Source organism: Bremerella sp. JC817, assembly GCF_040718835.1.
Lineage (GTDB): Bacteria > Planctomycetota > Planctomycetia > Pirellulales > Pirellulaceae > Bremerella.
In genome coordinates this window covers 619,033-642,452 of record NZ_JBFEFG010000268.1, presented here as the reverse complement: position 1 = coordinate 642,452, position 23,420 = coordinate 619,033, and the positions used below count along the sequence as shown (strand labels likewise).

Annotated in this window: 18 protein-coding genes; 8 read left to right on the top strand and 10 right to left on the bottom strand. The window is 58.6% G+C overall.

What is annotated here, in order from left to right; genetic code table 11:
- The first annotated feature begins 83 nt into the window (after positions 1 to 83).
- A complete protein-coding gene (locus AB1L30_RS13985; protein ID WP_367014042.1) occupies positions 84 to 1,442 on the top strand; it encodes a hypothetical protein in 1,359 nt (452 codons plus the stop codon).
- A gap of 23 nt (positions 1,443 to 1,465) precedes the next feature.
- Here the strand turns inward: AB1L30_RS13985 and AB1L30_RS13980 are convergent, their stop codons facing one another.
- From AB1L30_RS13980 to AB1L30_RS13955, 6 genes are read right to left on the bottom strand one after another with little or no spacing between them, the layout of a single operon-like run.
- A complete protein-coding gene (locus tag AB1L30_RS13980; RefSeq protein ID WP_367014041.1) occupies positions 1,466 to 2,389 on the bottom strand; it encodes a hypothetical protein in 924 nt (307 codons plus the stop codon).
- Positions 2,373 to 3,242, bottom strand: coding sequence for a hypothetical protein (locus tag AB1L30_RS13975; RefSeq protein WP_367014040.1), 870 nt, complete (start codon positions 3,240 to 3,242; stop codon positions 2,373 to 2,375). Before AB1L30_RS13975 ends, AB1L30_RS13980 begins: the two co-directional genes overlap by 17 nt.
- Entirely contained in the window at positions 3,232 to 4,092 is an 861-nt protein-coding gene (locus AB1L30_RS13970; RefSeq protein ID WP_367014039.1) for a hypothetical protein, read from the bottom strand. The genes AB1L30_RS13975 and AB1L30_RS13970 overlap by 11 nt, the downstream gene beginning before the upstream one ends.
- Positions 4,082 to 4,354 (bottom strand): hypothetical protein, encoded by a 273-nt coding sequence (locus AB1L30_RS13965; RefSeq protein WP_367014038.1) that lies wholly within the window; start codon positions 4,352 to 4,354, stop codon positions 4,082 to 4,084. The genes AB1L30_RS13970 and AB1L30_RS13965 overlap by 11 nt, the downstream gene beginning before the upstream one ends.
- Positions 4,344 to 5,246, bottom strand: a complete 903-nt coding sequence (locus AB1L30_RS13960) for a hypothetical protein (protein WP_367014037.1) — start codon at positions 5,244 to 5,246, stop codon at positions 4,344 to 4,346. The genes AB1L30_RS13965 and AB1L30_RS13960 overlap by 11 nt, the downstream gene beginning before the upstream one ends.
- A gap of 51 nt (positions 5,247 to 5,297) precedes the next feature.
- Positions 5,298 to 6,158, bottom strand: coding sequence for a hypothetical protein (locus tag AB1L30_RS13955; protein ID WP_367014036.1), 861 nt, complete (start codon positions 6,156 to 6,158; stop codon positions 5,298 to 5,300).
- A gap of 290 nt (positions 6,159 to 6,448) precedes the next feature.
- On the opposite strand from AB1L30_RS13955, the gene AB1L30_RS13950 reads away from it, so the two are divergent.
- A complete protein-coding gene (locus AB1L30_RS13950; RefSeq protein ID WP_367014034.1) occupies positions 6,449 to 11,848 on the top strand; it encodes a HEAT repeat domain-containing protein in 5,400 nt (1,799 codons plus the stop codon).
- 58 nt (positions 11,849 to 11,906) lie between these two features.
- Here the strand turns inward: AB1L30_RS13950 and AB1L30_RS13945 are convergent, their stop codons facing one another.
- Positions 11,907 to 12,689 carry an AraC family transcriptional regulator gene (locus AB1L30_RS13945; RefSeq protein WP_367014033.1) on the bottom strand — a complete coding sequence of 261 codons (783 nt, stop codon included), beginning with the start codon at positions 12,687 to 12,689 and terminating at the stop codon, positions 11,907 to 11,909.
- 588 nt (positions 12,690 to 13,277) lie between these two features.
- Here AB1L30_RS13945 and AB1L30_RS13940 point away from each other — a divergent pair.
- From AB1L30_RS13940 to AB1L30_RS13930, 3 genes are all read left to right on the top strand, one after another.
- Complete coding sequence (locus AB1L30_RS13940) at positions 13,278 to 14,303, top strand: DUF1559 domain-containing protein (RefSeq protein WP_367014032.1); 1,026 nt, start codon at positions 13,278 to 13,280, stop codon at positions 14,301 to 14,303.
- 157 nt (positions 14,304 to 14,460) lie between these two features.
- The gene (locus AB1L30_RS13935) at positions 14,461 to 14,664 is read left to right on the top strand and encodes a hypothetical protein (protein WP_367014031.1); all 204 of its coding nucleotides are present in this window, start codon (positions 14,461 to 14,463) and stop codon (positions 14,662 to 14,664) included.
- A 133-nt stretch (positions 14,665 to 14,797) separates the two neighbouring features.
- Positions 14,798 to 15,655, top strand: coding sequence for a hypothetical protein (locus AB1L30_RS13930; protein WP_367014030.1), 858 nt, complete (start codon positions 14,798 to 14,800; stop codon positions 15,653 to 15,655).
- A gap of 104 nt (positions 15,656 to 15,759) precedes the next feature.
- Here AB1L30_RS13930 and AB1L30_RS13925 read toward each other — a convergent pair whose 3' ends face one another.
- Both AB1L30_RS13925 and AB1L30_RS13920 read right to left on the bottom strand, forming a co-directional pair.
- Positions 15,760 to 16,257, bottom strand: coding sequence for a carboxypeptidase-like regulatory domain-containing protein (locus AB1L30_RS13925; RefSeq protein WP_367014029.1), 498 nt, complete (start codon positions 16,255 to 16,257; stop codon positions 15,760 to 15,762).
- A gap of 163 nt (positions 16,258 to 16,420) precedes the next feature.
- Positions 16,421 to 17,518: a DUF1559 domain-containing protein gene (locus tag AB1L30_RS13920; protein WP_367014028.1), complete on the bottom strand. Its 1,098-nt coding sequence runs from the start codon at positions 17,516 to 17,518 to the stop codon at positions 16,421 to 16,423.
- Positions 17,519 to 18,168: 650 nt separating this feature from the next.
- Here AB1L30_RS13920 and AB1L30_RS13915 point away from each other — a divergent pair.
- Positions 18,169 to 19,236, top strand: a complete 1,068-nt coding sequence (locus AB1L30_RS13915) for a DUF1559 domain-containing protein (RefSeq protein ID WP_367014027.1) — start codon at positions 18,169 to 18,171, stop codon at positions 19,234 to 19,236.
- Between the two features lie 79 nt (positions 19,237 to 19,315).
- Positions 19,316 to 19,753, top strand: a complete 438-nt coding sequence (locus AB1L30_RS13910) for a hypothetical protein (protein ID WP_367014026.1) — start codon at positions 19,316 to 19,318, stop codon at positions 19,751 to 19,753.
- 429 nt (positions 19,754 to 20,182) lie between these two features.
- On the opposite strand, the gene AB1L30_RS13905 is transcribed toward AB1L30_RS13910, so the two are convergent.
- Positions 20,183 to 21,730: an efflux transporter outer membrane subunit gene (locus tag AB1L30_RS13905; RefSeq protein ID WP_367014025.1), complete on the bottom strand. Its 1,548-nt coding sequence runs from the start codon at positions 21,728 to 21,730 to the stop codon at positions 20,183 to 20,185.
- Between the two features lie 441 nt (positions 21,731 to 22,171).
- Here AB1L30_RS13905 and AB1L30_RS13900 point away from each other — a divergent pair, with 441 nt between their 5' ends.
- Positions 22,172 to 23,416, top strand: coding sequence for an efflux RND transporter periplasmic adaptor subunit (locus tag AB1L30_RS13900; protein ID WP_367014024.1), 1,245 nt, complete (start codon positions 22,172 to 22,174; stop codon positions 23,414 to 23,416).
- Positions 23,417 to 23,420: the final 4 nt, after the last annotated feature.

Here is a 23,420-nt window from a genome sequence, read left to right as displayed (position 1 = left end):
TGGCATGGTTGGCGGGCGGCGGTTGTTGGGGGATGATATAGGGCAGATCTGTGGCGCGGTGCAAAAATGGAAGGATGCTTGTGGTGGAAAGTGCTTGGCAGGGGCGGTCGTTTGTCGAGACGGCGATTGGGCTCTTGAAAGGGGGCGATAGCAACCGCGCGATGGCGGTTGCCAAGGAAGCCTTCGATCTCGGGCAAATCCATGGCGACTCGCAGCAGATCGCGGTCGCGCTGATCGTGAAAGCGATGGGGTGCGTCCATGCGGGCGATCCGTTTGGCGCGGTCTCGTCGTTGGAAGCCGCCCATGCTGCCGACCCGGACCGCATGCTGAACGCGTACGCGCAGATTTCGCGGCGGCTCTTCCCGATCCGCAACTTCCCCCCGACCGATGACCTGAGCGAGCTGGCCATTCAACAGGCCGAAGTCGATCGGCTGGAAGAACTGCATCGGACCATTCTGCAAGAGCCGACCGATTATCAAGGCTACGTCGATCGGTCGCTCGAACTGGGACAGATCGATACCGAGATCTACGGCGAAGCGGACGAAGAATCGCTGGCCCTGGTGACCGAGAGCGGAATCCGGCAAGACTTCATCTTGTGCGATGCCACCGCGGCGATCCTGGCGGCCGACGATCCGAGCGCGAAGGAAGGCTGCTATATCCAGCGCTCGACCTGCTGGTCTTCGCGTCCGCAGCTGTGGGCTGGCTTTGAAGAGTTCGACCTGCGTTGTTATCAGCAGGAAGTGGCCGACGTCCGTCAGGCGATCGCGTGCGACATTCCGCCGGGGGGCGCGTACGATCTCGACCTGGCCCGGGCCTTGCTGCATACGAACCAGTTTGATGAGGTGATGCACCTCGTTCCGAACAATCCGATGGAGCTGGAACCCGACGACGTCGAAGCGTGGCTCGCGATTCAGGCCGACGCCTTGCAGCGCAGCGGTCAGTACGCCGAAGCGGTCGAAGCACGCTCGCTGTTGGTGGTGATGCAGGAAGATGCCTATTCCACGGCGCGCTCGCTGCAACTGCTCGACCGGGCCGAGTGCTACCTCGAGCTGGGCAAGTTTCAAGAGGCACTCGACGACGTCGAACGCCTGTTACAAGTCGAGCCGCAACAGATCACCAGCGCGGTCTTCTTGCGATACCGCATCTGGCTGCGGATGGGACGCTGGGACGAAGTGCAAGCGACGATCGAAGGAGACGAGTCGGAAATGGCCAGTGCCTGGATCGCGCGGCGGGTGCGGGCCGAATACCTGATGAAGCTCAACCGCTGGGAAGAAGCCAAGGCCGACCTGTTGGCCCTGATCGAAGCGGTGCCTGACGTGGAATGGGAAGCGCATCGCGACCTGGCCGAAGTCTATTCGCAGCTCGGTCAGGCCGACCGGGCCGCCGAGCACGCGGCGCAGTCGAAGGCAATCTTCGACGCGCTGGAACCTTGGGATCGCTAGTGTCGATCGCTCGCCCCGGCTTGCTACGAAGTAGGGACTTCGCCGATCAGTTGAAGAACCTGGCGGACGAGCACCATGATCCAGAAGACGAAAAACCATAAGATTACGAGCGCAATTGTCAGGCAGAACACCACGATTACCACCGGCAACAATTTGAAACCGTGCTGCGGTTCCCAACTAAGAAGGTAGAGAACATGCGCTATCGCGAACACCATCGCAAAGATCACGCTGGCAATGCCGGAACAAATCCAGACTTTGCCGATCGGTTCTCGCGAGACCAATGGCCAAGCGGCCAAAGCGACTTGAGCACCGATTGCCAGCGAATTAATAATCAGCTCGATCACTTCGCGATTAACGTAGAGGTTGTTTCGTTGGCTATAAGGGTCCCCAAGGTGGAAGTCGGTCAGTTCCAGACATACGAAGCGAAGGAAGGCGATCATGATCGCGATCGCTGCGACAAGCATCAGCATGTCGAAGATCGAAAGCTGTGACGAGAAATTCTGGGGCGACTCTCGCCAATAGACCAAGGTTTTCAAGATCTGCATGCCGAAGTAGATTTCGAATAAGAAGACCAATATCGGGAGAGTCATTCTAGGCGTTATGCCGCCGCTGCTGTGCAAAAGGAGCCATGCCCCGCAAACGGGTACGCACCATATGATGGTGCGGGCCCCTAGCGACATTCCACGCAACTGGCTGGTCGCCATGACGACGGTAAACAGGACGAGCGCGATCAGCAGCCCCAAGTTGATCAAGAAACCAAAGATCAGAATCGTTGCTGGCGCTGTCGCCAGGAGTGCCGCCAGCATGCAGCCGAGCGAGGTCATGGCATCGGTGGGCCGGAGCGCGGAAGGTGGCGCCGGCTCCATCTCGGGACCTTCGCCCAATTCTTCGAGCGGTGTCGCAGCGAGATCCGATTCAGGTTCGGACGGTTCAAGGTTGTGAGACATGCGTGGGCCAGATACGGAAAAAATCTAGTAAGGTCCGAACCGACAGAATCGTCAAGAAGATGCTTCCCCAAAGCGCGAACTGCACCAGGGCCATAGGCATCCATCCGGCTTGGTAAAGCGCACCAGCCGATGGCAACGTCGGATCGGTGATGACCCAGATGATTAACAGCTCGAGTAGCAACAGAACCTGGGACGTGACCATATAAGTCACCAACGAGATGAGCGTCAACTTCCAGCGCGGTGTCCGATCGTTCAGGATCAGCGAGGCGATCGAAACGCCAACGCTTACGCGGATCGCCCAGCACCAGATCACAACGATCGTGTCTGCCGATATTTCGCTCCAGGCCTGGTGGAACTCGGTGAGGATATAGTTCCCCCAGGCAAACGACGCCGCCAGCCACGCAACCACCAGGAAGAGCTTGGACAGCGAAAGGTGACCCGGGAACAACCGATCGCCCTGCCACCAGTTGCAGTAGCGCTGCACGAGCAAAACCATGGCAAAGGTAAGAATCGTGGTGCACGTCATCCATTGGATTTCGAGATGGCCCTGGTACGGCGAACGGGATCGTAGTGACGCGGCCAGGAGCGGAAGAGAAATCACGAGTAGGGCCAGCCCCACAAGCCGAAGCTGAAAATAGCGATGCATCGGAGGCCAAGCCGCCAGAAAGACAACGATGGTCAAAACGCCTACGGCAAGCATAACGTGGGGCGTATTGTTTAGGCTGACTGTCAAGATCGCCAACCAGGCAGCCGCCAAGAACGGCGGACCGCAGCCAACCAGTTCATCGGGGCACTCTTCTGTCGGCTGCGATTCTGCGGGAGGTAATTCGTCGGGCAGAGGTTCAGTTGGCATGCTTCGGTTTCCCCACGCAGAGGCGATAAAGCGTGTGCAGTGCCAGGATGGTGGGGACACTCAACGCCCACAAGATCATGGCGGCCGCCGAGTTATCGATCCACGACTGCAGCGTAAACTGCGGACCTGAAAGCTCCGGTTCATCGAATATCAGCGGACCTCCCACTGCCAGCAGCAAGTAGATCCCCTGCGACGTCAACAGCAGCAGCAGGCCTGAGCCAAGGATGGCCTGCCACCACTTTCGTCGGCTGTCGATCACCAGCGAAGCGATACTGAGCGACAGCGTCGCCACCCCGATGCCAACCAGCATCTCGACAATCGTATCGCGGCTCGAATCTTGCCAGCCTCGGTCGAAGCCTTGGACGATATATTTCCCCCACAGCAGCGCCACCGCAATCAAGGCAGTCGCGAGAAACAGATGCGCCAGCGAGATCTTCTGACCGAAGGCTGGCTCGCCGCGCCACCAGCGCCGCACGGCATGCAGCAGCCACGCACTGAGAAACGAAACCAGCGCGGCCCAGGTCATCGACTGAACAAGATAGTCGCGGTCAGGCACGCTCAATTTCACCATTTTGCTGAAGATGGTTGGAATGATCAGCAACATCAGGGCAAATAGGCCCAGGCGACGCTGAACGAAGCCACCGCTTTTCGGTAACGCCCCCAGCATTACGGCCACGACGCAGGCAATCAGGTACCAACACAGTTCGCCCCAAAGCTCGAACTGGACCAATTGGCTCACGAAAAACGCCAGCCAGATTATCGCGACCAGCACCACCCAGATCCGAGGCCGTACCTCGGCGGGCGAAGCTTTGTGCTGGGCGGGCATTTCTGCTTCTAAATCAAGTGACATCCCTAGGCTTTCGTGAACAGCAGCGATCGATCGTTCCGAGCGAAGCCAAGGTCAGCACAGCGGCCAGCCACCAGGCCGTTTGCGTTCCGATCTGCATCAGAAACCAGTGTTGACCATCGGGCAGCGCAATAAACTGATAGTACGGCTCTTTTCGCTCGACGTAGTAGCCCGTCTGGTAGAGCGTCAGCGCGGTTGGGATGGTTTGCTCGGCGAGAGGGGCGACCTCCGCCGAACACGTTTCGTCTTGCGATTCACGGCTCATCGGTTTCTGCCCGTTGGATACGAAGGAAAAGGTTGTGGAGCGCACCGAGGGTGATTGCGGCCACCGACCACCATTGAATTTGAACGAGGATCGACTCCCAGATCCAATAGAACGCGAAGTTCGACTGCAGGACGCTTCCTCCGGCGGTTCCCCTATCCAAATCCAAAAGGACGCCGTTCAAGATATTCAACGGGAGCGAAGCCAACAGCAGCAGTCCCGAACCGAACAGCGTTTTTGTCGGGCGACCGTACGGTTCCAAGACGACACTGGCGAAACCGAACTGCAAGCCGGTGATCGCGACAACCGACAAATAAAAGAGAGGAAACCAAATCACCGCCCCCCCTGACAGAAACACGTCGGCAAAGCCTTCCTGGTGATAGAAGTGAATGATCAGGGCAAGCCAGCCTGCAATGGCCGCGGTCAGCCAGAACAAGTTTGCCATCGACATCTGCCAACGGTGCCCCTCGCGGTTTTGGTTCCGGCGACGAAGCTCTGCCAGAAACCAACTGCAGGCGAACGCAAAGGTCGCGACCCATGTCATCTCGAACGCGTAGGGACGCCCGGAGTCGATCAGCACCGGTGGGTTCTCGTACAACGAGTTCAGCCAGCGAAACACCCACGGCGCCACCAACATCACCCCAACCAGGCACAACAAACGCCCGCCGAGTGAAAACCTTCCCTGACGCTCTACCGCCAACAAGGCCGCCATGGTGCAAAGCAGCAGAAGATACGAGGGGTGAAACAGTTCTGGCCGGACGATCGGTACCACGACGAACACCGCCAACAACCAGCCGCCCGCCACTACCCTGGTCGCAACTGGGAGCCACGAAGGCTCAAGGCGTGCCCCAGCGCGGCGAACCAGCGAGTCGTCAGGTTGGGTGTCGGTGGACATGGAAAAGCGTTCTAAGAAGTTGACGGGGACGATGCCATTCATCGAATCAAACTACATCGCGCGAGCCAGGGTGCGGAACGATCCGAGGGTGAGCAGCATGAAGACCCAATAGAACGTCGTCGCGCCCATGGCAAATGGGAAGGCGGAAAGCAGCATGTGTTCATCAAACGCCATGCGCATCATGGTGATCAGATGGAAGTCGGCATCTTCCAGCAGGATGCCCAGCATCAACAGCCACGACCCGGTCACCGACAATGTCAGGCTGATCAGCAAGGCTTCCTTCAACGAACCTTTGGCGAAGAGCATGACCGAACTGCTGGCCGATTGCCACGACACCCCGAACACCAGCAGCGAGATCGGAATCAGTTGGGGCAAGCGATGAAAGGCGAAGGCATGGCCGACCTGTTGAAAGACATAGGTTCCGCTGGCGGCCAGCACCGCGAAACCGGCGGTGGTCAACAGCAACGTTTGAATCGAGAGCTGTTTCGGCAAGTGATCGGTAAAGCCGGCCAACGACAGCAGCGTCCGCACACCATAGGTCAGCCCGAACGTCGCCACCATCAGCAGCACGGTGCCAACGAGTAGATGCGAGTTCTCGAATTTCGTCAGTAAGGTCGGCGTTGAACAAAGCAGCGCGGCCAGTCCCATCAGACGAACCCCCAAGCGAAACAGGTCCGCGGCGCAAACCGCCAGCCCGATTGCCAGCAAAACGATGAGCAGTCCGCCCCAGGGAATCAGCGCGTGTGGGTCTTCAAACAGGCCCAGCGCGAGCGGAAGCAGAAACAACACAAACCCCAACCAAAAAGTGGCCGCCGTATGCCGTAACCACGTGGGAGCATTGTGCGAGTAAGCTTCCGGAGGAATCGCTTCGCGTGGTTCTTTGGTTCGGGCTGGTGTCAGTTGGGGTGCCATGTTGCTTTGCTCGAATTCATTTCGACTAGGTTTCCCATCCTGGCATTTGGTAGAGGGGGTTGCCGGGGGCTAGGCGGAGGTGACTGTACCCCATTTCCACCACGAACGCCAGAATAACGACGCTTTCCTGACGTTCGACCTTCAGGCCGTTTCGTTGGTAAAATGAGGCCAGGTGTTTGCAGGCCCCTGCAAAATCAGGAACAATGCACACTTCCTTTTTTGGGGGGCCCAACTTTAGCCAGCGGGTTGGCCTCGAAACTTCTCCCCTGCTCCGCTTTTGAGGTCTCGTGATGGATCGATCTACTCTGGTTCGCTTCGGTTGGTTGGTACTGCTGGTTGGTTGTTCAAGTCAGAACGATATCGCGAGTAATGATAGTGATCCACCCAAAGATCGACCCAGCGGTGTTTGGACCGAACGGGCCGAAGATCTGCAGCAGCAGAACGACAGCCGAGGGACCTTGAACGAGCCGATCCGGCAGGCCTCGATCAAGGACGGCGACGCCAAGGTGGAAGCCTCGGAAGACGATGCCGAATCGTCGATGAAGGAGCCATCGACGACCGAGCCAGCCGACCCGAGCGGTACCGAAGCGATGGAGGCCGAACAGCCGCCCACCGAAACCAACGGGGACGGCAAGGTCCCCTTCGTGCTGAAGGTGGCCGACGCCCCACCGATCGCCGCGGCTTTCTCAGGCGAAGAGATGCCAGCCGACCAATCGGTCAGTGAAGAAGTTCAGCGGACGCTCGAAGAATACGACGAGCCTGACTTCGATAAGCTGAAAGAGATTTTCCTCACCTACCCGCACGCCGAGTCGCGTAAAGATGCGCTGTGGCACATGGTGCGCTGGGTGAAGGGTCGCGACGCGGAGATTGTCTCGTTGCTGCGGACCGGCACGCAAGATCCAAGCGACCTCGTCCGCGGTGCGTCGCTCGAATTGTTGTGGGATGTGCAGACCAGCGAAGAGCGGCAATTGGATATCAGCTCGGCAATGGGGGAAGTGGTGCCGTTTCTCCAGAGCGATCACTCGCGGCGGGCCCTGACCATTATCAAGTCTTCGGGCCCCGATGCCTCGGCGACGATGCCGATGTTGATGCAGCTTCTCGAAGACGACGACTTCATCCACGGGGACCTCGTGATCGAGACCATTAGCGAGATGGGGGATTATGGACGGCAAGCGACCAAACAGCTCAGCCAGATCGCCGTCACCAGCTACGGCCGCAGCGAGGCGGCTGCGATCGCGCTCGGCAAGCTGGGGGAAGAGAAGCCGCTGCTCGAAGCGACCAGGCACAAAGATAGTTGGTTCTCGGACCGGGCCATTCGTGGTTTGTCGGAACTGCCGGCGAAAAGCCCTTGGGTCGTCAACGCGTTGATCGAAGCGACCAAGTCGGAAAGCAACTCGGCCAAGAAGTACGCCGTGCCAGGGCTCTGCAGCATTCAGCCACCGACCGAAGAGGTGACGCAGGCGTTGTTGACGCTCATGAAAGATAAAGACAACTTCGTTCGGGCCGAAGTCTACGAAAACCTGCCCAACATGAAACCACTTCCGCCCGAGCTGTTAGACGCCCTAGTCAGTGCGGCCGAGAACGAAGAGCCTGGCTACAGCAAAAATAAAGCGAAGGATGCCCTCGCGAACTGTGATGGTGCGGACGAGATTCGCTTGAGTTTGCTGCTGAAAGATGTGGAAGAGCGTGACGGCAGCTATTATGGCATCTTCGGAGACGGTGGCCCGACCTTCTTTCCGATGCTGAAGAAGATGGCGGTCGATCCGGAACTGCCGGTGCGTCGCCGCATCAGCGCGTTGATCGGATTGGAAAGCCTGGCCGACGGACTCGACCTGAATCTCGATGGGGACGACGGCGAGCAACTGGCCGAACTGGCCCGCAAGGTGGCGCAGGAGAAAGACGAGCCGCACCTTTATGTTGCCGCGATCGATCTGCTGATGCGGGTACGCGGGGCGAACCCTGATTACGACGTCTATCTGGAGGCGGTCTCGACCGACGGTCCGGTGGTGACCTACCGCGAAGCGATCGACATGCTATGCAGCGTTCGCAAACCGGAAGCCCTCTCCAAGTTTCAAGCCTTGATCGAGAATGGCAATCCGAAGCTGCTGGAAACGATCTTGCGACAAGTCCGCGTCTACGAAGACGACGCCAGCAGCCTGGTGCCGGCGATCATCAACGTTGAACTCGATCCGATGGTGTTCGACGATACCGAGAGCATCCGCACCGTACAGCTTGAAACGCTGGCCGCGATCGGCACCCAGCGCGACTTGATCGAGCCGTTCGCCAAGAAGGTGATGGCCGAGGTCAATCCTGAAAGCTATTTCTATGCCCTAGTCATGGAGCAGAACGCCGCGCTGATCGCCAAGTTCGATTTGCCGGCCGACGACCTGGTCGCCGCGATCAAGAAGCAACTGGAAGAAGCACCTTCCGATCAGAAGCGAGCCCGCTGGATCCCGACGCTGGTCAAGCTCGGCCCGAAAGCCGCTTCGCTCACGCCGCTGGTGGCCAGTTACTTGCAGTCGGAAGATTATGACCTGAAAACCGATTCGGTCGACGCGCTGGTTGCCTTCGGCCCGGCGGCGAAGGAGGCGGTTCCGCAGCTTATCGAATGTATCAAGACGTGGGATTACCCTTCCGCCCCGATCCAAGCCCTGGGCGCGATCGAGGCTGGCGGTCCGGAGTTCGTCAAGCTTGTCCCTAAGCTGCTGGAAGACATCGACAACCGCAATGTCGTTCTCGACACGATTGCCAAGCTGGGCCCCGCCGCCAAAGATGCGATCCCGGCGATCACGCCACTGCTGTCGAGCACAGATGATAGCGACGTCGAAAACGCGATCATCGCGCTCGGAGCGATGGGGGCCGAAGCGAAGTCGACCGTACCGCAGTTGATCAAGACCGCCCAAGAGAACGACGCCTACGGCATCCCCGACACGGCGGTTGCCGCGCTGGCGAAAATTGACCCCGCCAACCCAGCCGTGGTGGAACTGGGCCTGGGGCTGCTCGATCTGGACGACGACGAAGCGGTTGAGACGTTCCTGACGAACCTGGGCGAGAACGCGCCGGCCGTGCTGCAGCAAGGCCTACAAAGCGAAAGCCCGAAGGTGAAAGCGAACTCGCTTGCCCTGCTGGACAAGATTGACATCTCGGACGATCAGAAGCGCGAGATCAGCCAGACTTTGCTCGACGACGACGACGAATCGGTCCGCGCCAAGGCGGCCCAGCAGTTGTTTGCTCTGGGAGATCGTTCTGAAAAGATCCTGGGCCTCGCCTTCATCGCCGCGATGAACGATCAGAGTGGTCGCCAGAACCAGCAACTGTGGATGCTGCGTCGCGCGGTCACGCCTCAGGCCATCGACTATCTGCTGTCGGCCGATATCGAAGACCATCAGCGTAGCAATGCGATGGGCTGGCTCGACTCGACCGTGCCTCCGCAGTACACCGATCGCTTCCAGAAACTGTACGACGCCCTGGCATCGGAAGACGCCGTGCAGCGAACCTGGAGTGCGATCGCCCTGAGCCAGCTTGGCGACCGAAGCGACAAGGTGATGGACATCTTGGTGCAAGCGGCCAGCGAAGAAGGCCCGGCTCAGTTGAACGCGATTTACCAGATGCCGTACTACGAAATGATCTCGCCCGAAACTCAGGCGAAGGTCGAAGCCGCCATGCTGATGGTGATGAACACCGGCAGCCCCGAGATTGCCGGCGCGGCCCGTCAGGCGCTGGAGCGAAGCAGCCTGGAAAGCCCTGCCACACGCGAGGCGTTGGCCGTGATGCTGGAAGAGGAAGCGACCGTCGTTCCGGCGGCTCATATCGTGAGTGCCAGACTGAAAGACTTCGTCTTCAGCCCGAAAGCGATAGAAACGCTCGCCTCGCAGCTCGGAACCTCCGACGACGAGGTCGGCCGATACCAGCGCCGCGAGAACATTCGCGCTATCGGCAAGTGCCTCTTCCTGGCAGGCCCAACCGGGGTCGAGAAGCTGGTCGAAGGGATCCGCGCGTCAGAGCTGTCCGATGAACTGCGTCTGGCCGCGCTGACCGCGAACATTCAGAACCGCTACGGTGGCCAGGAAGTCGAACCACTCGACCCCGCCGTGCAAGCGGCGCTGAAACCGCTGCTGGAAAGCGACGACCTGTCGATCGCGACGACGGCAGCCATGCTGTTGGCCTTGGGGGACGCCGCCGATATCGAGCTGGCACCGAAGCTGTTGGCAGGTTTGTACCTCGAACAGTACGACTTCACCGACGTGCTGGTCGAAAGCATGTTGCTGCGGAAACAGGAAGCCGACGTCATCGTCCCGGGATTGATCAAGCAATTGCCGGACCTGCCGGAGCAAACCCAATCCCAGGTAGGCCGCCGGTTGGCGGAATCGGATAACGATTCCCAGGAGCTGACGGTCGTGTTGATCGACACGCTGGCGAAGATGGAAGACGACTATTCGCGAAGGCCGATCGCGCGGCACTTCAACGCGGCTCAGCTGACCGAACTGGCCAAGCGGATCGACACCGAAGAAGACGCCACGGTGAAAGCTCGCCTGATCAATTCGTACATGACCGGCATCACCCACCAGGCTCGGAAGGACGAACCGTTCTCGCAAGAGCTTGTGCCGGCCCTGACGAAGGGACTTCAATCGCCGGACGAAGCGGTGAAACGCGAATCGCTCTTCTTGTTGGCCGTGCTGAAGCCAGATGCTCCGGAACTGCTTCCTCCGCTGCAAGCGATGCTGAAGCAGCCGCCTGAGAACTGGGACTGGCGTCTTTCGCGGGTCCTGGCAGAAATGAAAGAACATGCCGCGCCGGTTTTGCCTCGGCTGCAAGAGGTGTTGCAGTCGAAGACCGATGAGGCGGCGATGGCCATGGGCATGTTGCACGCGATCGGTCCGGCCGCGGAACCGGCGGTCGACGACATCGTCGCAGCGTTCGAAGATCTGGAACTGGACTACGATACGATGGAAGCGTTGCGGCAGATTGGACCCGCTGCGAAAAGTGCCGGGCCAAAAATCGATGCGCGGTTGCCGCAAACGGAATCGCTGCTCGAAATCGCCCAGACGATTATCAAGATCGAAGCCCCAACCGACGCACTTGTCGCTGAGTTTCAACGCCGTCTGGATGATCCCGTGCTTAAATATGAAGCACTTTCCGAGGCTTACGTCATCGAAGAGCGGTTCAAGCTCTCCCCGATCGTAGTAGATGCGCTGGCCACAGAGGACCCAGAGTGGCAATTGGCGGCTGAAAGAACGATTCGTTCGATGGACCACTACGATCCAGCGTTCACGCCACCGCTGATGAAGCTACTCGATTCAAAGATTGACGAACAGCGCGTCGCGGCAATCGGTGCGCTTTCCACCCAGAAAGAGGCCAATGAGCAGCTTTTAACCGCGCTCAATGGGAAGCTCGATGATCCGAGCGCCGACGTACAGCGCGCGGCGATCACTGGCCTGGGGAACTATCCCGAGCAGATCGTCGACCTCGTACCGAGATTGGTTGCGCTGCTGAATGAAAGCGAGCAGACGCAAGCGGCCGCGATCGAAACGCTCGGCAAGATTGGCCCGCCCGCCAAGGTCGCGCTGCCTCGGTTGCTGACGCTCTATGAAAGTGTGACCGACTATCGGAAGCGGTACCTGAGCGAAGCGATCGCGAAGATCGATACCGAAGCGGCCAAGCAGGCCGGCATCGAGTTGCCGAAAGAGTAACCGCCCGGAAGAACGTTCCCCTGACAAACGTCAACGGTCAGGGGAACCTTGCGGCAGGTTAGTGGCGTTGACGGCTCGAATGCCGATAGGTCGTGCGGTATTGGGCCGGCGTGGTGCCGGTCGCCGCTTTGAAATGCCGTGTCAGCGAGGCCTGGTCGTAGAAGCCACAATTCGAAGCGATCACGCCAAGGGCGTCATTCGTATCACGTAAGGCGACCGCTGCGGCTTCGACTCGGGCCTTCGTCAAAATCTGCCGCGGTGTGAGTCCCGTCATCACGCGAACGCGACGGGCAAACTGGCTTGCCGACAGCCCCGCCTTGTTGGCGAGTTCCATCACCCGTAAAGGTTGGGCATAGTTCTCGTGCAGCAGCGAAATCGTCTCGGCGATCGCGTCGAGCTTCTTCTCTTTCGGGGCCGATGCTGTGAGGGACAGGTCGCGCGAGATGCCGCAGATCGCGAGGAATTCGCCGTTGTTATCGCACACCAAGGTCTTCTGCGAAACGAACCAGCCGATGTCGCCGTCGCGGCGGGTAACCATCTCTAAGCGGTCGCTCAGCCCGTTGCCGTTGGCCAGGATCTCTTCGTCCTGCTGCTCGTAGCATGCCGCTAATTCCTGGGGAAAGAGATCAAATGCTGACCTGCCGAGCAGCTCGGATCGCGATCGAACGCCGGCCGAACGGATAAATGCGTCGTTCGCGCCGATGTATTGGAGATTGCGATCCTTGACGCAGAAAAGCACGTCATCGAGCGCGTCGAAGAGCTTTTCCGCTTCGGCGATCCCAGGGAGCTTCTGGAATATAAGTTCACGAGATTTCAGCCCGTGAGGCTTGAAGGTTCGCATGCGTGATTTGATAAGGGAATTATCGAATGCGCAAAAGAGCGCTAGGACAAATTGTATGAATTCCGCACTTCTGGTCCGTATTTCCGCTAAGCGGTACGCCAAAAGTGGGGATAAAAGTTGGGTTCGCAGCGAGGTGACTTCATCCTAGTCACAGCAAAACGCGAGCCAAAATTTCTTGCGGATATCCACTTCAAAACGCATCGAAGAATCTAAGTTCGACCGTGATTGCTTGCGAAATCAGCGGAATTGCCGTGTTTTCAGGCAGCTCGCCCGAAATAAAATTGCCCGACTGGAAGCTTATTGGTCAGCAGCGTGCTGAGATCAGAGGCAAGGCGACGAAGCGCTTCGAGGAAAGAGGGGCAACATTGGGGAGAGAAAATCGACGAGGCCCCAATTGTACAAATTCCGCATCGTGGATAACAAAAATCGCCACGACATTTTCATAAAACAAGCACAAACTAGTTAAACACTTTGTGGAGTCCGCCCCCAGGCAGCGACCAAATCGTTGGGTGGCGGGCACACCCATCTGCAATTCGCCCCATCATTCCGACTCGTTATCTTTTTCTCTCTATTTGTTAGGATGATGTCATGATTTTGCCTCAATCAGGACCTACTGCCGGTGTGCGCCGATCTGCCTTTACGCTGGTCGAACTTCTGGTGGTGATCGCCATTATTGGCGTGTTGATCGCTCTTCTCTTGCCCGCGGTACAACAGGCTCGTGAAGCAGCTCGTCGAACCGAGTGCCGGAACAACCTCAAGCAGCTCGCCTTGGCTTCGCTTACGTTCCACGACACGTTCGGTTCATTCCAAGCCGGTGATATTTCGGCTGATGCCAACTGTGGCAATGGAAACTCGTTCACGTACAACAGCGGTGTGAGCTCGCTCGGTCTGTTGTTGCCTTACGTTGAGCAAGACGCTCTCTACAACCAGATGGATTCTTGGAAGTCCATGGAACAGCGTCGCGCTGGTGCCAAGGGTACGGCCTCGTGGTGCTACGGCAACGACGGCGACTGGATGTACCACTGGTACTACAACTACGATCCCGGCACCAATGCTGCCGCGAAGATCAAGGTCAACGCATTCACCTGCCCTTCGGATACCTTCCGCGGCGACTCGTCCTTCTTGAACCTGCAAGCCAACTGCGAAGATGGTGGTGGTGAAGGTGCCAAGTGTTCGTCGACCGGTTCGGGCTATGGCTTCTCGGGTTATGTGACCGGCAACGGCGACTACCAGTTCACCAGCTACCTGCCAACGGGCGGCTACCTGGGTCGTCTGGAAAACCAGCAGAGCCGTTACGCTGGTATCTTCGGAAGCTGGACCAAAGTTGGTCTGCGTGACGTGACCGACGGTTCGAGCAATACGTTCCTGTACGGTGAAGCGACCGGCGGCGACGGCAACAACTACTTCTGGCTCGGTGCCGGCCCACTGCCAACCGGCTGGGGTCTGAAGGGGCCACGCGAAGCTTCGTGGTACCACAACACCTCGGAACACCCAGGTGGCGTTCAGTTCGCAATGGCTGACGGTTCGGTTCAGTTCATTCCGCTGACGATCGACTTCAGCACCTACGTCTACCTGTCGGCATGTGCCGATGGCCGCGTGATTGGCGATTATTAAGCAAGCCTGAAACCCTCGCACGTCGCGCCGATCCAACGAGGCGTGCGAGATTTCTTCCGGCGTTGTTGAAAGTACGAAGGTCGGGAGGCCGTCGTCTCTATCGTCCTCCCGGCCTTTGTGCCCTTTAAACTGACTACCTTTAGACCTTGACTATAAAATGATTCGAATTGCTGTCTCGATGTTGATGACTGTACTGCTGCTCGGCGGTATCGGATGCTCTGGCTCTGCCTCGACGCCACATTCGACCTCCAGCACCGGTAGCGGTGACGCCGCAGGAAGTGGCCCTCAGATGCTGGCCCCGCCAGCTGCCACGCCAAGCCAGGTGCCTCCTAAACCATCTGGCCGACCTTCCAGTCGATAAGCCTTCATTCATCGCTCGGAGATGAGCTTTGAATTCAGGCTGCTGCCTCTTAAACGGGACTGTCGGACAAAGACCTACAACGCTGCCTGCGGGTCGGAGTTCAACACCCAAGAAAACCGAAGGACTTGTCCGTTTGAAAGTCACCAACCACGCCGACGCTTTGATGGATCGCAAGCGCAATCCGGGCTGGGGCCAGCAAGGTCTGACGTGGTGGATGGTGATGATCGCGGCAAGTCTTTTTTCATTTCCGGCCGCTGCGGAAGAGGTTGTTTTCCTCGAACCCCTCTTCCCGGCCGAGCTGGATGGCAAAGTCCCCTTCACGCTGAAGGTGGCCAACGACACGTTTCAGGTCGATTGCTCGTACGGGGCGATCACCGGCGAAGCGGTCTCTGAAAAAGAGCGGGACGATTACCTCAAGCTGTTCCTCCCGGAGATCATGCTCTATCCCTCCGAGTTTCTCCGCAAGGCGAAGATTCAGCACGTCGTGCTGTGCAACGGACTGAAATTCGCCGGGCAGAAACGCAGTGCGATACCCAGTTGGGAAAACAACACACTCTATTACGACGTCGTGCCGGGCAAGCTGGCCAGCTACAAGCAGTTGGTGATCCATCACGAACTGTTTCACATGGTCGATGTCCACGACGACGGCAAGCTGTACGCCGACGATGCCTGGTCGGGCCTGCTACCGGAAGGCTTCCGTTATGGAAGCGGCGGCAAGAATGCCCAAGGCGATGACACGATGTCGCTGCTGACCGACGCCGTGCCGGGGTTCGTTTCCAAGTACGCGACGACTGGCGTGGAAGAAGACAAAGCCGAAACCTTCGCCCACATGCTGCTGCACCCGCGGTACATGGCTCGCCGAGCTGAAAAGGAAGGCTTGCTGGAAGCGAAGATGCACCAGATGCGGCGGCTGCTTTCGGCGATCTCGAGCGAAATGGGAACCGACTTCTGGACCCAGGTCGAAGCCGTTTCGCGCCCCGACGACCAATAAGACGCGGCGCCGGGAAGTGATTCTCTCGAGGTGAGTCGTCACCCGCGTATCGCGAGCCCAACGCACGCGATTTTCGTTGGGCCCTTCTTTGCGATACGGTGTGGTTAGTCGACCAGTTCCAGGAGGAACTCGTTCGCGCCTCCCACAGTGACTTCGGCCGTCAGACCTGATTTGTCAGGCTGAGCATACTTGGCCGGAAGCAAGTTCTTCGGACCTGGGGCTGGTCGGGCGTTGTCGTTCGGCGGCGTGTATGCCTCTTCTTCGTTCTCGCTGGCGGCTGGCGGCTTAGCGGCAGGTTTGGTCGATTCGTACTTGAAGACGGTGACCTGGTACTTGCCTGGCATGACGCCGGAGAACTCGCGGGTTGTCATCTCGAACTGCCCTTCGGCATTGGTTCGACCCACTGCCCCTTCGGCCTTTTCGCCACCGTTGGGCTTGAACTGCACGATCGCCGCTTCGACCGGTTTGCCATCGTAGGTCACCTTGCCCGAGACCGGCACCGTGCCAGGACCGGCGGGGCCAAAGCTGCAGCCCGACCAGAGTGGCAAGCTGGCGACAAAGCAAAACGCAACACGCGCGAGGCGAGATTCAAGAACGTTCATCAGGAAGGAACCTAATCAAGGTCGGAAGGAAGGTGTTGGCAAGGAAGATGCCACCGGCCTACGCCGGGGCGAAAGTGAACCGTGCGGCAAGCTGGCCGGCGATCGATCGGCCGGCCAGGCCAAGGTGGGAAGGTAATTCGTCCGCAAGGACAAGCCGAGCGAACTAAGGAGCGCTCAAGGGTTCGCCGCCCGACTTCGAGCCGAGGGCACCCCAGACGCCGTAGTTGCTAGGACCGCTGGCAGGCTGTGAGACGCTCAGGTTGCCGGTGTCGATCGTTTCGGTAATGAAGTGAACCGAACCATCGGCGTACAACGCGTTCACACCGCCTGGGTGTTCGCTGTTGGGCGGAATGCAGACGTCGTTGCGATCGCCGTTGTTACCCGTGTCGTCGGTGCATGCCGGAGCGTTTGGTGGCAGGATGGTGGTCAGGCCGACATACATCGGCTGGGCATCAGTCCACGCCACACCCCAGCGTCCTTGGACGAGGGTGCCCGAAGTGTAGTAGCGACCACTGACCGCCGTGTAACAAACATTGGGTGAAGCCTTCGTGCCGGAGACACCGACGGCAACGGCCAGCTTGTACTGGATCTCGTCGTTGCCGGCCGTATGCCCTGCGGAAGGACGTGGCGTGGCGGCTTCGCAAAGGCGTTCGCTCATCATCAGCGTGTTGCTGGTACCGTCGGTGATTTCGGCGAAGCGGGTCGTGCGTACCCGACCGAAGATCCCGCGTGGGTTCATGTCGTTGGTGGCACCATCCATCCGGTCGCCGATCACAAAGCCATAGCTGTTGTAAGGACCGTTGTTGTCAGGAACGCCGGCATCGGAAGGACATACGAGCATGTCAGGAGCGTTCCGCCAGCCAGCCCAGCCCGCCTGCCAGCCGGAAGGACCTTCCGGGTTACGGTGATCGCCGGTGTTCGACAGATTGGTACCGCCTGACTTGATTTGTTCCCACAGCGCGTTCTGTTCAAAGAACGGCAACAACGAAACAAATCCGCTGCGTCGTCCGAAATTCGAGAGGTTGTAATCGGTCGTGCCGGACGGGCTCTCGGTGCCCCCTTTGCGATAGACGAGCGAACCAAAGGTGTCGTGATAGTTGTGCAGGGCCAGACCCAACTGCTTCAACTGGTTGTTGCACTGCATCCGGCGAGCTGCCTCGCGGGCCTGTTGCACGGCTGGCAACAGCAAGGCAATCAAGACGCCAATAATCGCGATCACAACCAACAGCTCGACGAGCGTAAATCCGCGTGTTTTCGACATGAGGTGGGGTTCTCTGAAAGGCATGATTTAAGAGGGGGATTATTCGGATTCCCTTTTCATAGCCCCTCTCTTATGGGATGAAAACATCAAAAAACAAGGTATTACTCATTTTTGCTGTGTTTTCTTGCTCTACTCTGACGGCGACCTTGATTAGGCAAATTTCAGTTCCCTTAAACAGCAAACTGCCCCTTTGGGATTTAAGTAGAACACGCAGAATGCAGAGCCAGCAGAGGATGCGCAGTCTCGGGCTAGGGCCTGGTAGAATAACGGATTGTTGACCAACAAAACTGGCCGAACGGAGGCGAGAGCGCACCAGGGGCAGCGAAGTCTCAGCGAGTCCGCCATGCGCCCGAACCTGACCCAAAGCACGCTTCCCGCAAACCCAATGATTTGGCGTGTGGAAAATATATCAATTCGAGTGAAAAATAACTCCGATTCGGCTCCAGGCTTTCGGGGGTAGTGGCGACCTCCCACCCGTTAATCGCGCCAAACAAAAGATTCAGGCTTTCTGTTCGACGCAAGCCAATAGAAGATCTTCCCACATTACCCCGGAATAGTGGGTTGATAAATTATTGACATCGATTTGAACAAATCTTTAGAATCCTGCAGCCATACCTCTTCTATATCTCATCGCTTCGCAGGGTCAACTTATGAGAATCTCAAGCCGAACCGGTTTCACACTGGTTGAGTTACTTGTGGTGATTGCCATCATCGGGGTGTTGATCGCCTTGCTGCTGCCCGCCGTGCAACAAGCACGGGAAGCAGCTCGCCGGATGCAATGCACCAACCATCAAAAGCAGTTGGGTATCGCACTGCACAACTATCACGACACCCACAACGCGTTTCCCGCGCTGCGTGCCGGGAACCCTCAAGGGGCCTCTTCCTACGCAGGTAACAATCGTTTAAATGCCCGCTTCGCGCTGCTTCCGTTCATGGAACAGTCCGCGCTGTACGACAAGGGGATGGCTTCCGCGGTCGGTCCGTACGATTCCAGCGACGCTGTCTGGCAAAGCACCGTCAGCTCGTACTTGTGCCCCAGCAATGCCGGTCCAGAACAGTCGCCAGAAGCTCCGACTCAGACCGCAGGGATCGCCGACTATTACTTCTTCGTCGGCGATCGTCCTTACCGCTCGTACCCAGGGGGTACCTATACCTCCGGCACGATGAACTCCGGCGTGTTCCTGAACGATGCCTGGTCGAAGATGTCGTCGATCACCGACGGCACCAGCAACACGATGGGGATCTCGGAAGGGGTTCGTCCGCAAAGCAATCGCAGCTACGGCGCGGTGGTGACCAAGCCTGGTTCGACCAGCTGGTACCCAGTCGCTTTAACGCCGCTGCTGAATAAGCAGACCAAGGAATACATCTCGACGGTCGGTGTCTTCAGCAGCCAGCCTCTACGTGGCTTCCGAGCATGGGATGGGGCGATCCTCTTCACCGCGGTGATGGCCGCCACACCTCCGAACTCGGTGTTGATCTCGGACGGAACCAGCCATGGTGGCAGCCAGTACCTGCTGTCGCCTACCAGTTATCACCCAGGCGGCGTCAATGTTGGCCTGATGGATGGCTCGGTGCGGTTCATTTCTGAAACGGTCGATACCGGCAACCAGGGTTCCGGCTATCGCGGCTATCCCGACACCGGATCGGCCAGCCCTTACGGCGTGTGGGGTGCCATGAGCACCAAGTCGGCCGGCGAAGCGGTGAGTTACAACAACTAAGCCTTCCCCCTACCCTCGACCGGTCGGCGCCTGCTGGCCGGTCGTTTTTCTGCCATGGCAATCTGGCAAGGAGAATTCCATGATGCGACATACGTGTGTGGGGATGGCGGTGCTGCTGTTGGTTTCGTTGGTGGGCTGTGGCCGATCGCTGGAACCAGGCAAGATTCCCTTTCAAGTCACCGTGAACTACAACGGGGCTCCGATTTCAGAAGCGGTGGTGATCTTCGTCAGTGACGGAGGGACCTACGCCAACGGTCTGACCGACAGCAACGGCGTTGCCAACATGGGAACGCTGGAAGCTGGCGACGGCGTGTTCGCCGGCAGTTATAAAGTGGCGGTCGACAAAAGCGAGTTGATCTCGGAAAGCGACCCCAACGATCCGACTGGCAACCGTATCCTGCGGAGCGAAGCGATCTTCCACGTTCCGGCCAAGTACTCCGACTTCATCAAGTCGGGCCTGACGGCCGAAGTGACCGAAGAAGGTCCGCACGAACTGACGCTCGACCTGGTCGACTAACCCGGCGCAGAATCGCAAGCTTCATTCACTCGAAAAGCCCTTTCGCGCGATACACTCCCGAGGCGATCGTAGCCCCCACTGGACTGCGATCGCCTTCATGCATTCTTGGGGCAGCGTTGGCCGTTTCGGTTCAACGCATTGAAGGGCTTCGATGTGAGGTCCTTTTCGTGGCGTGCCGACCGTGCAGTTGGGGGGGAGCGCGAAATCGCTTGGAATATTCTTTTTCCCCGTTATTGGCCCTAAGGCGAAAACGGATCGCCCTCTTCGAGGCGGAATGCGGATTGCTTTCAAAGGCTTGCCCGGAATTCCCTTTATTTGGGGGCACGTCGGGTAATGAGAAGGCTTGAACCGGCCAGAAGTTCGTGTGAGGATGAACCGAATGAGGACGCGCCGGCAACTGCCGACGCGACGGAAGTCGTAGCGAGGCCGTTAGTTATCGGTTCCGTTATCGACCGGTTGCTCCAGTACAGCATCAATCATCGGCAGCGGCTCATTGGGCTGCGGCGCGTCGACTGGTTCCGGTACTGCCGGCGGGTCAACAGGCTCTGGCACATAAGGATAAGGCTGCGTCAAGTAAGGCGACGGCCAGCCTCCACCCAGGGCTCGATAGATCGAGACCACCCCTTGGGCGACGGTACCTTTTGCCTGGGCGGCCGCAACTTCTTGCTGGGTTTTGGTGTTTTGAACACTAAAGACTCGGTTGAAGTCGATTTCCTCCCCTTCCTCGAATTGCAAGGTGATCAACCGGTTGGTCTCGTCGGCGGCCTCGGCGGCTTCCAACTGCAGACGAAGTTGTTCCTGCGATTTGAGGAATTGAACGATCGCGTTTTCGGCTTCCAGGTTGGCATCGAGCACCGACTGGCGATAGATGGCCAGCAGTTCCTGGAAACGAGCATCCTCGAACTCGATGCGTCCGCTGATGCGGCCATAGTTCAAGATGTTCCAGTCGACCGAAGGCCCGACCGATCCGAAACCCGACCCAGCGCGGAACAAGTCCTTGAACTGGTTCGCGCTGCGGCCGACCGTTCCTGACAGAGTAATGTGTGGATAGAGTTCCGATTCGGCGACACCAATCAACGCGCTTTGTGCGGCCAGGTCACGTTCGGCACGTCGAACGTCCGGACGCTGCAGCAGCGTGGTGGCAGGTATGCCCAGAACAATTTCCGGGGCGACATCCGGGATGGTACCGACGCCGAGCATCGCGTCGATGTCTTCCGGGGGCCGGCCCAGCAAGACGCACAGTTGGTTTTGCGTTTGCCGCAACGTGATTTCAACTTGGGGCACCAAGGCCTCGGTTTGCACGAGGCTCGACTTGGCCTGCTGGACGTCGACTTCGCTCGACTCGCCATTGCGGAAACGAATTTCAGTTAGCTCGTAGGTTTTGCGTTGGTTCTCAACATTCAACTTGACCAATTCCAACCGCGTTTGCAGCGTGCGGATATCGATGTAGTTCGAAGCCACATCGGCCACCAGCGTCACGACCACATCGCCATAGTTGTACATCTCGGCGTCGAGGTCGGCGTCGGCCGCTTCGACCGCGCGGCGATAACGCCCCCAGAAGTCGATTTCCCACGCCAGGCTGAACTGCCCTCGCCACGAACTGAAGTGCCGGTCGAAACCACTTCCCGTCGTCAGGTTATGCGAGTAGTCGGCACCCACCGCTTGTTGCTGCGGAAAGACATTGCCGACCGCGATCTGACGCAGGGCGCGGGCCTGCATGATACGAGCGACTGCCTGCTGCACGGTCAGGTTCTGCGAATAGGCCTCGGTCACCAGTTGGTTCAGCACCGGGTCGTTGAACGACGTCGCCCACCAGGCGGTGGCGTCGACCGGGTCGCTGATCACTCGTTTGTCGTTGGCATCGATCCAGTCAGGGGCGACATCGGCGACCGGCGTGCAGTAGTTGGGACCCACCTTGAATCCGTTGGCGATCCATTGTCGCGGACTCGTGGTGCATCCCGAGGCGGCGAATCCCATCGACGCAATAGCCAGCGACAACCCCCAAAGGTGGAAGCGGCTTGCGGATTGGCTTCGAACTCTTCGCATCATATTTCTCGGAAAACCATCAACACTGGAACAGACCGCACTTGCCAAGCCATCGGAGGATCCGGTGCGAGTGGTACAATCAATCCCGGTCTGCCGGAACAGCTTAACGCGACTCTGCCCGCTGGCTCCGTACACTCGATACGACCCGAACGACCGGTAGAGTCGCCGCTGGCACTTGCTGTGGGCAACCGCTGGCCCAAGCGCAGGGGAAATCAAGCTTTCCGAGCGAAGAACACCTACCCGACTTCCCCAGATTTAATGCCCACCTTCCGCCCCGATGAATCATACTTTTTTGGGGGCGCTGCCTGACTGACGGCTCCCCCTCCTGCAGACGATTTCCTGCTGATAGCGATCCAACCTGGTTCTTGATATATGACAACGTCCTCACACAAATCTTTTTCCCTTCTAGGACTGCTGCTGCGGCTGGCGATTCCGTGCGTGATTCTGGCGGCTGGTGTCGTCGGTTTTCAGGTCCTTTCGGCGAAGGTCGAGCAGCCACCGCGACAAGAACCGAAGAAGGTCTTGCTGCGGACGCGCGTCGAAGAGATGCACACCACCGACTACCCCGTCGTGGTTCACACGCACGCGGTTGTGCAGGCCCACAACCAGGTGACCCTGACCGCGCAGGTCTCGGGAACTGTGGCGCAGATCAGCCCATCGTTCGAGGTGGGGGCATACTTCTCGAAAGGTGACGTGCTGGTTGAAATCGACCCGACCGATTACGAAACCGCCCTGGCCGTCGCCGAGTCGGAACTAGACGCCGCCAAGTCGAACTTGAAACTCGCCCGGCTGGTGCACGAACGCAAGCTGCGGCTGGTCGAATCGAACGCCGTCTCGCAAGGGGAAGTCGAAACGGCTTCCGCCAGTAAAGATCAGGCCGAAGCCAACGTCTCGCTCGCCGAGATCGCCGTGGAAGCCGCCAGGTTGAATCTCTCGCGCACCAAGATCATCGCGCCGTTTGACGGCCGCGTGATGTCGAAGCTGGTGGGTATCGGTCAACTGGCCGGAGCCAACACGCCGCTGGGTGAAGTCTTCGCGGTCGATTACGTCGAGATCCGTTTGCCGATCTCAGGCGAGCAGCGAGCCTTCCTGGAGTTGCCGGAGTTTTCCGAAGATGCTCCCCTGGTGGTCGAGCTTCGCGATGGCATCCTGCAAGGGAGCGACACCGTTTGGGAAGGGAAGATCGTCCGGACCGAAGGGGTGCTCGACGAGAACTCGCGCGACTTGTTCGCGATTGCCCGGGTCGAAGATCCCTTCGGCCGACTTGCCAAGAAACGCCCCCTGCGGGTTGGACAGCCGGTGATCGCTTCGATTACCGGCAAAACGTTGAAAGATGTGGTGGCACTGCCGCGCGGGGCGGTGCGACAACTCGATCAGATCGTGCTGGTGAACCAGGAAGATCAAACCTTGCTGCCGATGAAGATCGACGCAGTCTGGTCCGACGCCGAGAAGGTGATCGTGCCAGCTTCGGTGATCCCGCCTGGCATGTGGCTGGCCACGACGCCAATGGCCTTCACGCCGAAAGGTGCCAAGATCGAGATTATCCCGTCGGCCGATCCGTCGATTTCGATCGCCGAGTCGACTTCGAACGAAAACGATACCAAAGCCACCAACTAACGCG